The organism is Campylobacter sp. CNRCH_2016_0050h (assembly GCF_025772605.1).
Classification (GTDB): Bacteria; Campylobacterota; Campylobacteria; order Campylobacterales; family Campylobacteraceae; genus Campylobacter_D; species Campylobacter_D lari_D.
Genome location: NZ_JAKMSK010000019.1, coordinates 1 through 14,078, shown reverse-complemented (window position 1 = coordinate 14,078; position 14,078 = coordinate 1). Strand labels below are relative to the sequence as shown.

Sequence of the window (14,078 nt, the reverse complement as noted above, 5' to 3'; positions counted from 1 at the left end):
ACATTTTAATTTTTTTATAATGTTATCTAATTTTTTACTATCTCCATCTTTTAAATCTTCTAAAGCTTCTATGGCTGGAGCAAAGTCTTCTATTTCATCAAGATAATTTTCTAAAGCATTGCGTAAAATTTCAGCTTTTTTCTTTTTAGAAAATTTCGCAGTTTGATTTAAGCGTTCATAAAGCTCTAATGGAAGAGTTAAGGTGTAGCGTTTATTCATTTTATAGCCTTTATTTTAATTTGATAGCTTCTTGACAAGTTTTACATTTGTAACTTGCATTGTTTAATTGAATTTTTTGGTGAATTTCGCAAGGAACTTTGTGAATTTTATTTACACAAGAGCAAATATATTCATAAATTTCTTGAGTTTCTTGAAAAGTTGTAGTATTGGCATTTTTATTTAGTTGCGCTTGATGCCATTTTTCTATCTTCATATCTTCTCTTAAAATATGTTCTAAAAGCCATTTTGATGCAATGATGTTAAGTTTTTCTTTGAGATCATTTGTGCTTTTGAGATTTTGAATTAAATCAATCATAGATTGGATGATACTTTTGTGAATTTTTTGATGGTTAGAAAGTTCAGGATAACCTATTTTTGCCATGTATTTTTCTTCTTCGGCAAAATGCTCTTTCATATAATTAAAAAAATCTGCAAGTAAAAATTTAATTTGTCCTTTATGGACAGGTTTATCTGAAATCATCTCGACATTTGCAGCAAGTTCAAAAAGTTTTTTATGCTGTCTGTCAATTTCTTCATTATGGATACTATATTTACTACACCATTTTGGTAGCATGTTAGCTCCTTGTTTATATTTAGAAGAGTTTTATAAGCATTATAGTTTACTATATTTTAAATTATTATTAATTTTTATTAGATTTCTATTTTTTCTTTGTATTGTATTAAATTCGCAGAGCATTCTTTACATTTAAACTGCACTTTAGAATATTGCATTTTTAAATGAATATCATAAGGAACTTTGTGTGTTTTTCCTTCGCATTGACATTGATATAAGAATTTTTTTGGTTTTGGAGCTTCTTCTTCAAAAGTATCTGGAGAATTCTTTACTTGGGTGTTTTGACGCCAATGTTCTATCATCATATCATGCTGAATGATGTGTTCTATCAACCATGAATTAACTACTATATATAATTTTTCTTTTAAATCATTTGTACTTTTTATACTTTGTATGAGTTTTATCATGGATTTTGTGATTTGTTTATGCATGAGTTTGTGTTGATTTAGATAAGGGTAATTAATCTCAGCCATATAGGATTCTTCATCTTGAAAATGAATTTTAATATAGTGAAAAAATTCAGCAACTATCTTTTTAAGCTCGACTTGATAAACTGGCCTATCTGAAATTTCTTCCACTTTGGCGGCAAGTTCAAAAAGTTTTTTATGTTGTTCGTCAATTTTTTCATTATTAATACTATATTTTTGATCCCAATTTGGCAACATAATAAAATCCTAAATTCAATAAAATAGTTAATATTTTATAAATACTTGCCTTTAAATATGCTAAATTCACACTAAATTTACATAAAAAAAATATAATAATCTAAATTAAAATAGCATAAAAGGCTTAAAATGGCTACGCAAATTCTTTTACTAGAAGATGATATTAACTTAGGGGAAATTGTTAGTGAGTTTTTAGAAGAAGAAGGCTTTGAAGTGATTTTGGTGGATAATGCTCAAGATGCGCAAGATAAAGCTTATGAGAAAAATTTTGATTTATGGATTTTTGATGTAAAAGTCCCTTTAGGAGATGGTTTTAGTGTGCTTAAAAATTTAAGAGAAGCAGGTAGATATACCCCAGCTATTTTTATGACCTCTTTAAATACTACTATGGATTTACAACAAGGATTTGAATGTGGTTGTGATGATTATATCAAAAAGCCTTTTGAGTTGCAGGAGTTAAAAATAAGGATTAATGCTATTTTAAAGCGTTCTTTTGCGCATAAAAATGAAGATTATGAGGACTTGGGAAATGGTTTTAAATTTGCTTTTATATCGCAAACTTTATATCAAAACGATAAGCCATTGTCTTTACCTTTAAAAGAATTAAAACTTTTATCATTACTTTTGAAAAATAAAGGTAAATTTATAGATACTGCTTATATTTTTGAAGAAATTTGGGAATATGATCAAGAGCCAAGTGAGCTTAGTTTGAGAGCTTATGTGAAAAATTTACGAAAAATTTTAGGAAAAGAAAGCATTATCAATCAAAGAGGAAGAGGGTATTGTTATGCATGAAGCCAAGCGCGTTGCATGGCAAATTCTTTCTTTGTATTTAGTAAGTGTAGGAAGTATTCTTGTAGTGCTTTTTGGTATATGGTATGCTAAGTTAATAGAAGATTTAATAAGCGAATATAGCATAAAGCTAAGACAAGAACATCGTTTTGTGATTTTGCAAATGGAAAAATCGCGTTTTGAACCCATAGAAAAAAGTGCTAAGAAAATAGCTCAAATTTTTAATATAAAATTTGCAATATTTGATAGAACTAAGGTTTATTTTTCTAATCTTGATTTACCTGCTCAAACAACTTTTTTTAAATCAAATAATGCGAATATTTATAACAATAACACTTTGATTTATGTAGCTGATATAAATTTAAATAGCTTGCTACTTGCTGATAATCAAAATCAAAGTGCTTTAGAAATATTAGGAGATGTAAATCGTTTAAGAGTTTTAATACAAGGTGATGATATTTCTAAAGAACTTGGATTTATAAGATTTAAAGTTGCTTTAGCTATGGTACTTTCTTTGATTTTTGTTAGTTTGGTAGGATATTTAATACTTAAATTTGCACTCAAGCCCTTAGAAGCAAGAATAAGGTTTTTAAATAATTTTATAAAAGATACCACTCATGAGATTAATACCCCAATTAGTGCAATATTAATGAGTGTAGAGAGTTTAGAAAGAAAAAAGAATTTTGAAGAAATTAAGGCTTTAAAGCGTGTAAAAATAGCTGCTTTGACTTTGAGTCATTTGTATTCAGATTTAACTTTTTTAAATTTTTCTCAAGCTTATGAAGCAAAAAAAGATTGGATATTTTTAAAAAATTTGATTAAAGAAAGAATGGAGTATTTTAAGATATTTTTAGAGCAAAAAAATATCGACTTAGAGCTTAGCTTGGAAAATGATGGAAAAATTTATGCTAATAAAGAGCAATTTTTTAAAATGTTTGATAATCTTGTTAATAACGCTATAAAATATAATATAAAAAATGGACATATTAAAATAGCACTTTTAGAGCAAAAACTTATAATAGCAGATAGTGGTTGTGGCATAGCAAAGGAAAATTTGGCTAATATTTTTGAGCGTTATTCAAGATTTAATGAAAATCAAGGTGGTTTTGGTATAGGACTTTCTTTGGTAGATAAAATTTGTAAAGAACATAATATAAAAATAAAAGTAGAAAGTGAGTTAAAGAAAGGAACAAAATTTATTTTAACTTGGAAAAATTAAAATTATTTATTGCTCATTTTAGCTTTTTCTTTAGCATTTATAAGCGTTGTGATAAATTCATTTAAATTTTTAGTATCGTTTTGATTTAGAGTTTGTGGGGTATGATTTAGCATTTGAGTGATTAAAAGTTCATTGCTTAAGTCATTATCACCAAATTCTCTAGCTTTTTGTAGAATTTTTAAAGCAAGTAGATTTTTTACTTCATACATTTTAATCCTTTAAATAAATCACGCTAACAATGCGCTTTGGAGTTTGATTTTTTCTATAAGAAAAAAATCTCTCATCATCAAAGGTGCAAAGATTGATATCAAAAATATCATTAATACCTAATTCTTTTGCTTGAAATTTAACTAATGCTTTTAAATCAAGCTTATTTTCATGTAAAAAATGCGCAAAATTTTCTTTGCTGTGGTTTAAAACCTCGCCATTAATTTCATAATTTTTAGCACAAATTCCTGCTGAAATGATGAGTTTTAAATTCTTGGTTTGAGTGTTAAAACTTTCTTGCATTTTCAAAACAGCTTCTTTTAAGATATTTTCAAAACAACCTTTTCTGCCTGAATGCAAAGCTGCTACGGTTTTATTTTTATCATCATATAAAAGCAAAGGCAGGCAATCAGCGCTTAAAATACATAAAGCTATATTTTTTTCATTGCTAATCATCCCATCGGCGTTAAAATGAAAATTTTTATTATACTGAGTGATGATATTAGAATGAATTTGATTTAAAAATACACACTTTTTTATAGAATTTTCACGAGGAAAAATATTATTACAAATTTTTGCTCTAAAAATATTATAATCTTGATCAAAGGCTACAAAAGCTTTTGCGAAATCATTTTCTAATAAAGTGATGTAATCTTGTCTATTTGTTGCCATGAAATTTCTTTTTTATAATTTAATTGTCTGTGTATGTATCTTGCTAAAAGATCACTTTCTATATTGACGCGTCTTCCTATGGTGTAATTTTTAAACAAGGTTTCATTAAAGGTTATAGGAATAATAGTCAAACGAATACTATCTTTTAAAACTTCATTGATAGTTAAACTTACTCCATCTATAGCTACACTTGCTTTACTTGCCATATAAATTTGTATATTATCAGGGCATTTAATATAAAAATCAACTCCGTTTTCTTTTTTAGAAATATTAGTAATTTCACCTATACCATCAATGTGTCCTTGCATTAAATGCCCATCTATTCTATCGCCATAAGCTAATGCAGGTTCAATATGCACATAGTCTTTTAAATTTTCAATAGCTATGTGAGTTCTTGTTTCATAAGAAAGTTCAAGATTAAAGCCATTATCAAAAAGTTTTGTTACGCTCAAGCACGCACCATTAACTGCTATACTATCGCCTAGTTTTGGTTTGTAACTTGCTTTTAATCTTAAAGTGTTGTTTTGATATGATTTGACAAAGGCTAATTCGTGGATTAATCCATTAAACATTCAATACCTTTAATTTTTATGAGATTTTATCCAAAACTTTTAAATTTCAAAAAGTATTTTTAGTGTTTTATTTTAAAAAATATTATATAATTTTTGCCTTTTTTATAAAAATGAGGTCAAAATATGTATGATATAATCGTAATAGGTGGCGGGCATGCTGGAGTTGAGGCTAGTGCTGCTGCCGCTAGAATGGGCAAAAAAACTTTACTTTTAACTACTTTAATCGAGCAAATTGGTGCTGCAAGTTGTAATCCTGCTATAGGTGGCTTAGCAAAAGGACATTTGGTAAAAGAGCTTGATGCTATGGGTGGACTTATGGGACAAATCACTGATGAGGCTGGAATTCAATTTAGAATTTTAAATGAAAGCAAAGGTGTTGCAGTGCGTGGAAGTAGAGCGCAAATTGATATGGACGCTTATAGAATTTGTGCTAGAAATAAGCTTTTAAAACTTGAAAATTTAGAAATCTCTCAAGAGCAAGCTTTGTCTTTACTTATAGAAAATGATGAAGTTAAGGGCGTTAAAACTAATTTAGAAAATACATATTTTGCTAAAAAAATCATACTTACAACAGGAACTTTTTTAAATGGACTTATCCATATAGGTGAAACTAAGCTTCAAGCAGGTAGGGTAGGTGAGCTTGCGTCTGCAAATTTGGGTGAGTATTTAAAACAAAGTGGTTTAAAAGTAGGGAGGTTAAAAACAGGAACTTGTCCAAGAGTAGATGCTAAAAGTATTGATTTTAGTGTTTTAGAAATTCAACCCGGAGATGAAAACCCTAAGGCCTTTAGTTTTAAAACAAAAAATTTCAAGCCCAATCAACTTCCATGTTATATAGCAAGAACAAATTTAAAAACACATGAGATTATAAAAAGTAACTTTTACCGCGCTCCGCTTTTTACAGGACAAATTGAAGGTATAGGTCCAAGATATTGTCCTTCCATAGAAGATAAGATTAATCGTTTTGGTGATAAAGAAAGTCATCATTTATTTATAGAGCCACAAACTAAAGATGCTACTGAATATTATATTAATGGCTTTTCTACTTCACTTCCTTATGAAGTGCAAATTGCGATGTTAAGAAGTATAAAAGGTTTTGAAAATGCTAAAATCACGCGTTTTGGTTATGCCATAGAGTATGATTATATTGATCCAACGGAGTTAAAACATACTTTAGAAACTAAAAAGATTAAAAATTTGTATTGTGCTGGGCAAATTAACGGAACTACTGGTTATGAAGAAGCAGCTGCACAAGGTTTTATGGCAGGAGTGAACGCGGTTTTAGCAATTGATGAAAAAGAGCCTTTTGTATTAAGACGCGATGAGGCTTATATAGGGGTATTAATCGATGATTTAGTAATGAAAGGCACAAAAGAGCCTTATAGAATGTTTACTTCAAGAGCTGAATATAGACTGCTCTTAAGAGAAGAAAATGCTATTTTAAGACTTGGAGAATATGGACATAATTTTAAACTTTTAAGTCAAGAAGACTATGCATATATTGATAATATAAAGCAAAATGTTAGGAAAGGACTTGAGTTTTTACTTCAAACTACATGGACACCAAGCAATCAAAATAATGAATTTTTGCAAAGCATTAAAGAAGAAAAAATTACCTCAATAGTAAGTTTGCAAAAAATTGTTGCAAGAGCGAGTTTTAATATAGAAAAATTAAAAGCTCTAGATGAAATGTTTGCAAAAATGGATGAGTATTCTTTAAATGAAATTTTAAATGAAGCAAAATATTATCATTATATAGCAATGCAAAAAGCACAAATAGAAAAAATGAAAAACTTAAATGACTTAAAAATTCCTGAAAATTTTGACTTTAAAAGTGTAAGTGGTTTGAGTAATGAAGTGGTGGAAAAACTGCAAAAATTTAATCCGCCAACTATTTTTGCTGCTTCGCAAATTAGTGGCATCACCCCTGCTGCTTTAGATATTTTGCATATTTATATCAAAATGAAAAACAATAGATGATATTAACTTATCTATTGTTTTGATTTGAAAATAAATACACTTCTGTTATTTTAAATAAATACTTGCATATCTTAAATAAAGCTTTTTTATATAAAGAAAAAATTTATTATTTTTTAGATAAACTGCTATACTTTACAACAAATAAATCAAAACAAAGGAAGTAAAATGGCTACATCTGAAAGTAGACGAAGCTTTATGGGCTTTGCCTTTGGAACGGTAGCTGCTGTGGGTGGTGCTTTTTCATTAGTTGCAATGAAAAAAACATGGGATCCGCTCCCAAGTGTAAAAGCAGCAGGTATTACTACCGTAGATCTTTCTGGTATGAAAGAAGGCGAATTAAGAACAATCGAGTGGCGTAAAAAGCCTATATTTATCTTAAAAAAAGATGCGGATATGGCAAAAGATAGCAGTAGGGATGTTATTGTGGGTGATGTTGCATATACTGTAGTTATTGGTCTTTGCACGCATTTAGGCTGTATTCCAGCTTATGCTCCAAGTGAGAAATTGTTTAAGTGCGCATGCCACGGTGGCGAATTTGACACTAGTGGTAAAAATGTATTTGGTCCTCCTCCAAGACCTTTGGACATTCCTCCTTTTAGAATTGATGGAACTAAACTAGTGTTAGGTGAAGAAGGTCCAGAATATAAAAAAATGATTGCGGAGGCTTGATATGGCACAGATAAAAAAAGCTAGTGGTATTATAGATTGGCTTGATCAAAGATTAGCTGTAAATAAGCTTTTTAATGTTTTAATGGCTCAGTATTGGATACCAAAACAAATTAACTTCTTATGGGCAATGGGTGTTATCTTGACAACTCTTTTTGCTATTTTATTTATTTCAGGTCTATTTTTAGTAATGTATTATAAGCCAGATGTGGCTTTGGCTTTTGATAGTGTTAATAAAACTATCATGCAAGAAGTAGAGTATGGTTGGCTTTGGCGTCATATGCATGGTGTGGCTGCTTCAGTTGTGTTTTTAATCATATATATCCATATGTTAACGGGAATTTATTATGGCTCTTATAAAAAGGGTCGTGAGATGATTTGGATTAGCGGTATGCTTTTGTTTGTTGTATTTTCAGCAGAAGCATTTAGTGGGTATATGTTACCTTGGGGACAAATGAGTTTTTGGGCTGCTCAAGTTATTACTCAGCTTTTTGGCGGAATTCCTTTTATAGGTGATGCATTAGTTATTTGGATAAGAGGAGATTTTGCAGTATCAGATCCAACTTTAACTAGATTTTTTATGCTGCATGTGTGCTTATTGCCAATTGTAATTTTAGCAATTATTGCATTCCACTTTTATTCTTTAAGAATTCCTCATGTAAATAATGAAATTTCAGAAGAAATTGATTTTGATTTGGAAGCTGAAAAATATTTAGCAGGTGATACAAAAGGTTCTAAAGTTATTCCTTTTTGGCCAGGATTTTTAGCTAAAGATTTTATGTATATTGCGTTATTTATGATTTTCTTCTTCTATTTGGTGTGTTTTAAATTTAATTTCGCAATGGATCCAATTAACTTTGACCCAGCAAATTCTTTAAAAACACCTCCTCATATTTATCCTGAGTGGTATTTCTTATGGAGTTATGAAGTTTTAAGAGGATTTTTCTTTGATGTTGGAAGCATTAAAGCTTTTGATATAGGTCTTGCAGCGTTTGGTATAGCACAAATTATTTTCTTCTTGTTGCCTTGGCTTGATAGAAGTGATGTTGTAAAACCAGCACACGAAAGACCAATGTTTTTTGTATGGTTTTGGGTGTTATTGATAGATTTAATTGTACTAACAGTTTATGGAAAGCTTCCTCCAACAGGAATTAATGCTTGGATAGGATTTTATGCTTCTATGGTATTTTTACTATTATTGTTAGTAGTCTTACCAATTATTACTATCATGGAAAGAAAAAGGGGCTAATAATGAGAGAATTAAAAATATTTTTTGTAGTTGTCTTTTTCACAGGTTTAGTTTATTGGGGGGTTGAGCCTTATGCACATTCAGTGATGAATCCTCCTTCAACTCCGGTTAATTTTGACTTTGCAAAAGCTGATGTAGAATTTACCAAAGGCGAAGTTGCTTTAAAAGAAAAAGCTGCAATAGATGCTAATGCTTCAGGAAGTGAAAAAGCTATAGCTAATGCTCAAAAAGCACTAGAGCTTGCTAAAAGCCAAGAAGAAGCTACCAAGCAATTATGGGAAAAAATCGCAAAAATTGATTTTAGTAAAGGTAGTGCACAAAAAGGAAAAGAGCTTTTTGAAGGAAATTGTATTGCATGTCATGGTGTGAAAGCCGTCGGAATTCCTGCTACTATTACAGATTCTTCTTTAGGTGTAACACCTCCTGATTTAAGTGATGCGGGTGCTATTTATGATGAGAAATTTTTAGCAGCACTGATTGTTGATCCAGTTAAGGCTTTGCAAATTTCACATAAATTTAATGATGAAAATCCATTCTTAATGCCTGCTTATCCTTTAAGTGATGATGAAGCACAAGATAATCAAGATTTAGCAGATTTAATTGCATTCTTTAAAAATACAGCTAGTGAGTATGAGAAGGAATTTGATACAAAATTAAAAGCAGATTTAGAAGAAAAATATGCTAAAAACCAAGAGCTTTCAGAGCAAGCAAAAACGGCTTTAATTGCAAAAGAATTTGATTTTGCTAAAAACAAACATACATTTGAAAATGCTTGCGGAAGATGCCATGATGTAAAATATGATGGTTTTGTTTCAAGTTCAAATATGAGTGATTTAAAAAATTATCTTGGTATGACGCCTCCGGATTTATCTATGATGATTCGTTCTAAAGGCGCGCATTATCTTGAAATCTTTATCAATGAACCTCAAAAGAAAATTCATGGAACTGCTATGCCAAGAGTTGGTCTAAATGAAAAAGCACAAACTCAAGTTATTAGTTATCTTGAAAAAGTTGGTGATAGTAAAAAAGAAGAAAGAGAACAAACAGGAATTTATATTATGATATTCTTTGCTATCTTAAGTATTTTTGCTATAGGTTGGAAAAGATCAGTTTGGTCTAAACTACACTAATTTACTCAAAGAACGCCTTGTGGCGTTCTTTTTCTTCAATAATAAGCTAAATATAAAATAAAATTTGATATAATATTTTTTTCATTTCACACGCATTAATTTCCTTATTAGGTTGCTTATGGGTTAAAGAATGCGGAGGAATAAACCTAATTATTTTATTTCAAGGAGATTTTCATGGTAAGCATGAGAGATTTATTAGAGTGTGGTGTACACTTTGGACACCAAACAAGAAGATGGAATCCAAAAATGAAAAAATTTATTTTTGGCGAAAGAAAAGGTATTTATGTAATTGATTTGCAAAAAACGCTTAGATATTTTAGATATACATATAATATTGTTCGTGACGCTGCAGCAGAAGGTAAGACAATTTTATTTGTTGGAACTAAAAAACAAGCGGGTGGAGCGATTAAAGAATATGCTGAAAAATGTGGTATGCCTTATGTAAATCACAGATGGCTTGGTGGTATGATGACAAATTTTGGAACTATCCGCCAATCAATTAGAAAATTAGAAGTTATAGAAAAAATGGAAGAAGATGGAAGTATTAAACTTTTAACTAAAAAAGAAGCATTAATGCTTACTAGAAAAAAAGAAAAATTACTAGCATATCTTGGTGGTATTAGATATATGAAAACTCAACCTGATATGATTTTTGTTATTGATACTGTTAAAGAAAAAATTGCAGTACAAGAAGCTAATAGATTAAAAATCCCTGTAGTTGCTCCACTAGATACAAACTGCGATCCTGATTTAGTTGATTTCCCAATTCCAGGAAATGATGATGCAATTCGTTCGGTTCAACTTTTCTGTCAAGAAATGGCTGAAGCAATCAATGAAGGTAAAGCATTAAGAGAGCAAGATGGTGAAGTTAGCGAAGAACAGCCTATTTCTGAAGAAGAGAAAAAAGAAGTTTTAGAAGAAGCTATGAGTGAAGAAGATTTTGAAGGAGATAAAGAGTAATGGCTGAAATCACTGCACAAATGGTAAAAGAACTGCGCGAGAGCACTGGCGCAGGTATGATGGATTGTAAAAATGCTTTAAAAGATACAGATGGTGATTTTGAAAAAGCAGTGCAACTTTTAAGAGAAAAAGGACTTGGAAAAGCTGATAAAAAAGCTGATCGTTTAGCCGCTGAAGGTTTAGTAAGTGTAAAAGTAAGTGATGATTTTAAATGTGCAACTGTAAGTGAAATTAACTCAGAAACAGATTTTGTTGCTAAAAATGAACAATTTATTGCTTTAACAAAAGATACAACAGCACATATTCAAGCTAAGAGCCTTCAAAATGTTGAAGAATTACATTCAAGTGAGATTAATGGTGTTAAATTTGAAGAGTACTTAAAAAGCCAAATTGCAACTATTGGTGAAAATTTAGTTGTTAGAAGATTTGCTACTTTAAAAGCGGGCGCTAATGGCATAGTAAATGGTTATATTCACACCAATGGTCGTGTTGGTGTAGTTATTGCTGCAGCTTGCGATAGTGAAGCTACGGCTAGCAAGTGTGGAGAATTTTTAAAACATATTTGTATGCATATTGCTGCAATGAAGCCAAGTTATTTATCTTATGAAGAACTTGATATGGATTTTGTAGAAAATGAGTATAAAGCTTTAGTTGCTGAGTTAGAAAAAGAAAATGAAGAAAGAAGAAGATTAAAAGATCCTAATAAACCAGAGCATAAAATTCCAAAATATGCAAGCAGAAAACAATTAACTCAAGAGGTAATTCAAGCAGCTGAAGAAGCTATTAAGGCTGAGCTTCAAGCACAAGGTAAGCCAGAAAAAATTTGGCCTAATATTATCCCAGGTAAGTTGAATAGTTTTATAGCAGATAACTCTCAACTTGATAGCAGACTTACTTTAATGGGTCAGTTTTATGTAATGGATGATAAAAAAACTATCGAACAAGTAATTGTTGATAAAGAAAAGGAACTAGGTGGAACTATCAAAATAGTCGAATTTATTCGCTTTGAAGTAGGTGAGGGTCTAGAAAAGAAAACTGAAGATTTTGCTGCTGAAGTTGCTGCACAAATTGGTTAAAAATGGAACTTTTAAAAGCGGAAAATTTAAACCATAGTTTTGATATTCCGCTTTTTGAAAATTTAAATTTTACTTTAAATATAAAAGATTGTATTGCAGTATGTGGAAGCAGTGGATGTGGTAAATCTACTCTTTTGCATATTTTATCTACCTTATTAAAACCTCAATCGGGAAAAGTTTTTTATAATAATCAAGATTTATACGACTTAGATGATGAAGCTTTGCTAGAAATTCGTAGAAAAGATTTTGGTATTATTTTTCAAATGCATTATTTATTTAAAGGTTTTTTGGCTTTTGAAAATATAGAACTTGCGAGTGTTTTAAGTGGGCAGAATATTGATTATGAATTATTAAAAAAACTTGATATTGCAGATTTAATGAATCAAAAAATCACAAAGCTAAGTGGTGGACAACAGCAAAGAGTAAGCATAGCTAGGGTTTTAAGCAAGAAGCCAAAAATTATTTTTGCAGATGAGGCTACTGGAAATTTAGATTTTAAAAATGCTTTAAATGTAATGGATATTTTGATTGATTATATCAAAGAAAACAATGCAGCTTTAATTTTTGTTACGCATGATCAAGAGCTTGCTAAAAAATGTGATAAGGTTTTTCACTTAAACAACCATGGAATTTGTTAAATATTTAGGTGATGAAAATGTAGTTATTTTCATGCTTTTGTTTGCTAGAATGAGTGGGTTGATAGTTTTTTTCCCTTTTTTTTCTCATAATAGTATTCCTTTGGTGGTAAAAACAACTTTGGTAATGTTTTTAACAATGTTTTTATACCCTTTAGCTAAACTTGAAAATAATACGCCTGATTCTTTTTTTATTCTATATCTTTTAAGTGAAGTTATTTTTGGGATGATAGCAGGAATGATTTTGCAAATGACTTTTGCCATTTTGCAAATGGCAGGTGAGCAGATTTCTTTTACTATGGGTTTTTCAATGGCTAGTGTTATGGATCCCACAACAGGTGCAAATACTCCTGTAATTTCACAAGTTTTAAATTTATTAGCTTTGCTTGTATTTTTAGCTTTTGATGGACATCATTTGATTTTGCTTTTTATATCTAATTCATTGGAATATATTAGTATAGGTGGATTTTATCCACATGAAAATTTAATGCTTTATTTAAATAAAGCTATGGTAAATATTTTTGTGCTTGGTTTTTCTATGGCTTTTCCTGTTTTAGCTATTTCTTTGCTATCAGATGTGATTTTTGGCATGCTTATGAAAACTATGCCGCAATTTAATCTTTTAGTGGTTGGTTATCCTATCAAGATATTTTTGTCTTTCGCGGTTCTTATTGCTATTTTACTTATTATGATGCAATATTTTAAAAATTTAATAGTAAAAAGTTTTGAGCATATAGAGTTGTTATTTTTTAATATATAAGCATTAAATAATTAAAAATGTTTTAAAATAATGTATTTTTTATTCTTGGGAGATGATAATGAGGGTTTTGCTAATAAATTCCAATATAGCTGTTTCAAAATTAATTAGTTTGGGGGTTCAAAAATTAGGTTATGATTTTGAGGAGCTCAAGGATATTGAGGAGCTTGAGGGATTTTATGATGTAATTATTATAGATCATGATATTGAGGCTGATTTAGATGATTTAAAAAGTAAATGTGATAGATTGATTTATTTGTTACCTAGAAACCTAGAACAAAAAGAAGGTATAGAGTGTTTGTATAAACCGTTTTTACCTACCGATTTTATAAATCTTCTAAGTGGAGATGGGGTTTTGGATGATATTCAAAAAGATGCTTTGAGCGAAGATGAACTAAATTTTGATGATGAGGAAGTTGTTGGTAAAGATATGCCTTTGAATGGAAATGAACTTTTAGAAGGTATTGATTTGTCTGAACATGAAGAAAATTTGAGTGAAGATGATTTAAATTTACAAGAAGATTTTTTTGAAGAGAATTTAGGTGATGGATTAAAAAATGATGATGTGTTTGATGCAACAAGTGAGTTAATAGATGAAGAGAAAACAGAAGATGATTTAGTTTTTTTAGATAGCTTAGATAAAGAAAATATAGAAGAAAATATAGAAGAAAATATAGAAGAAAATATAGAAGAAAATATAGAAGA

The 14,078-nt window shown here is 29.8% G+C and carries 16 protein-coding genes and 1 pseudogene; 11 read left to right on the top strand and 6 right to left on the bottom strand.

Annotated features, from left to right (window positions below; genetic code table 11):
* The 3 genes from L8X28_RS07840 to L8X28_RS07830 all read right to left on the bottom strand — a co-directional run.
* On the bottom strand, positions 1-219 hold a 219-nt coding region (locus tag L8X28_RS07840; RefSeq protein WP_133318656.1), incomplete at its 3' end, for a ribbon-helix-helix protein, CopG family.
* 10 nt (positions 220-229) lie between these two features.
* Positions 230-793, bottom strand: coding sequence for a bacteriohemerythrin (locus tag L8X28_RS07835; RefSeq protein WP_263666007.1), 564 nt, complete (start codon positions 791-793; stop codon positions 230-232).
* A 77-nt stretch (positions 794-870) separates the two neighbouring features.
* Positions 871-1,458: a bacteriohemerythrin gene (locus L8X28_RS07830; RefSeq protein WP_133318658.1), complete on the bottom strand. Its 588-nt coding sequence runs from the start codon at positions 1,456-1,458 to the stop codon at positions 871-873.
* A 129-nt stretch (positions 1,459-1,587) separates the two neighbouring features.
* On the opposite strand from L8X28_RS07830, the gene L8X28_RS07825 reads away from it, so the two are divergent.
* Together L8X28_RS07825 and L8X28_RS07820 are read left to right on the top strand one after the other, a co-directional pair.
* The gene (locus L8X28_RS07825; protein ID WP_263666006.1) at positions 1,588-2,253 is read left to right on the top strand and encodes a response regulator transcription factor; all 666 of its coding nucleotides are present in this window, start codon (positions 1,588-1,590) and stop codon (positions 2,251-2,253) included.
* Entirely contained in the window at positions 2,246-3,469 is a 1,224-nt protein-coding gene (locus L8X28_RS07820; RefSeq protein ID WP_263666005.1) for a sensor histidine kinase, read from the top strand. Before L8X28_RS07825 ends, L8X28_RS07820 begins: the two co-directional genes overlap by 8 nt.
* Before the next feature lie 2 nt (positions 3,470-3,471).
* Here the strand turns inward: L8X28_RS07820 and L8X28_RS07815 are convergent, their stop codons facing one another.
* Genes L8X28_RS07815 through ribE form a run of 3 tightly spaced genes read right to left on the bottom strand, consistent with a single transcriptional unit; the run spans position 3,472 to position 4,920 of the window.
* Complete coding sequence (locus tag L8X28_RS07815) at positions 3,472-3,678, bottom strand: hypothetical protein (RefSeq protein ID WP_133318661.1); 207 nt, start codon at positions 3,676-3,678, stop codon at positions 3,472-3,474.
* A gap of 1 nt (position 3,679) precedes the next feature.
* Complete coding sequence (gene pgeF / locus L8X28_RS07810) at positions 3,680-4,348, bottom strand: peptidoglycan editing factor PgeF (protein ID WP_263666004.1); 669 nt, start codon at positions 4,346-4,348, stop codon at positions 3,680-3,682.
* Positions 4,312-4,920 (bottom strand): riboflavin synthase, encoded by a 609-nt coding sequence (ribE, locus tag L8X28_RS07805; RefSeq protein WP_263666003.1) that lies wholly within the window; start codon positions 4,918-4,920, stop codon positions 4,312-4,314. The genes pgeF and ribE overlap by 37 nt, the downstream gene beginning before the upstream one ends.
* Before the next feature lie 123 nt (positions 4,921-5,043).
* Here ribE and mnmG point away from each other — a divergent pair, with 123 nt between their 5' ends.
* From mnmG to L8X28_RS07760, 9 genes and pseudogenes are all read left to right on the top strand, one after another.
* A complete protein-coding gene (gene mnmG / locus L8X28_RS07800) occupies positions 5,044-6,900 on the top strand; it encodes a tRNA uridine-5-carboxymethylaminomethyl(34) synthesis enzyme MnmG (protein ID WP_263666002.1) in 1,857 nt (618 codons plus the stop codon).
* A 165-nt stretch (positions 6,901-7,065) separates the two neighbouring features.
* Positions 7,066-7,569 (top strand): ubiquinol-cytochrome c reductase iron-sulfur subunit, encoded by a 504-nt coding sequence (gene petA, locus L8X28_RS07795; RefSeq protein WP_133318665.1) that lies wholly within the window; start codon positions 7,066-7,068, stop codon positions 7,567-7,569.
* A gap of 1 nt (position 7,570) precedes the next feature.
* Positions 7,571-8,815: a cytochrome b gene (locus tag L8X28_RS07790; RefSeq protein WP_220567136.1), complete on the top strand. Its 1,245-nt coding sequence runs from the start codon at positions 7,571-7,573 to the stop codon at positions 8,813-8,815.
* A 2-nt stretch (positions 8,816-8,817) separates the two neighbouring features.
* Positions 8,818-9,945, top strand: coding sequence for a c-type cytochrome (locus L8X28_RS07785; protein WP_263666001.1), 1,128 nt, complete (start codon positions 8,818-8,820; stop codon positions 9,943-9,945).
* Between the two features lie 174 nt (positions 9,946-10,119).
* Complete coding sequence (gene rpsB / locus L8X28_RS07780) at positions 10,120-10,905, top strand: 30S ribosomal protein S2 (protein ID WP_087700911.1); 786 nt, start codon at positions 10,120-10,122, stop codon at positions 10,903-10,905.
* Complete coding sequence (tsf, locus tag L8X28_RS07775) at positions 10,905-11,981, top strand: translation elongation factor Ts (RefSeq protein WP_263666000.1); 1,077 nt, start codon at positions 10,905-10,907, stop codon at positions 11,979-11,981. The genes rpsB and tsf overlap by 1 nt, the downstream gene beginning before the upstream one ends.
* A gap of 2 nt (positions 11,982-11,983) precedes the next feature.
* A complete protein-coding gene (locus tag L8X28_RS07770; protein WP_263665999.1) occupies positions 11,984-12,619 on the top strand; it encodes an ABC transporter ATP-binding protein in 636 nt (211 codons plus the stop codon).
* Complete coding sequence (gene fliR, locus L8X28_RS07765; RefSeq protein ID WP_263665998.1) at positions 12,606-13,376, top strand: flagellar biosynthetic protein FliR; 771 nt, start codon at positions 12,606-12,608, stop codon at positions 13,374-13,376. The genes L8X28_RS07770 and fliR overlap by 14 nt, the downstream gene beginning before the upstream one ends.
* A gap of 58 nt (positions 13,377-13,434) precedes the next feature.
* A pseudogene (locus L8X28_RS07760) lies at positions 13,435-14,078 on the top strand (hypothetical protein); the annotation flags it as partial.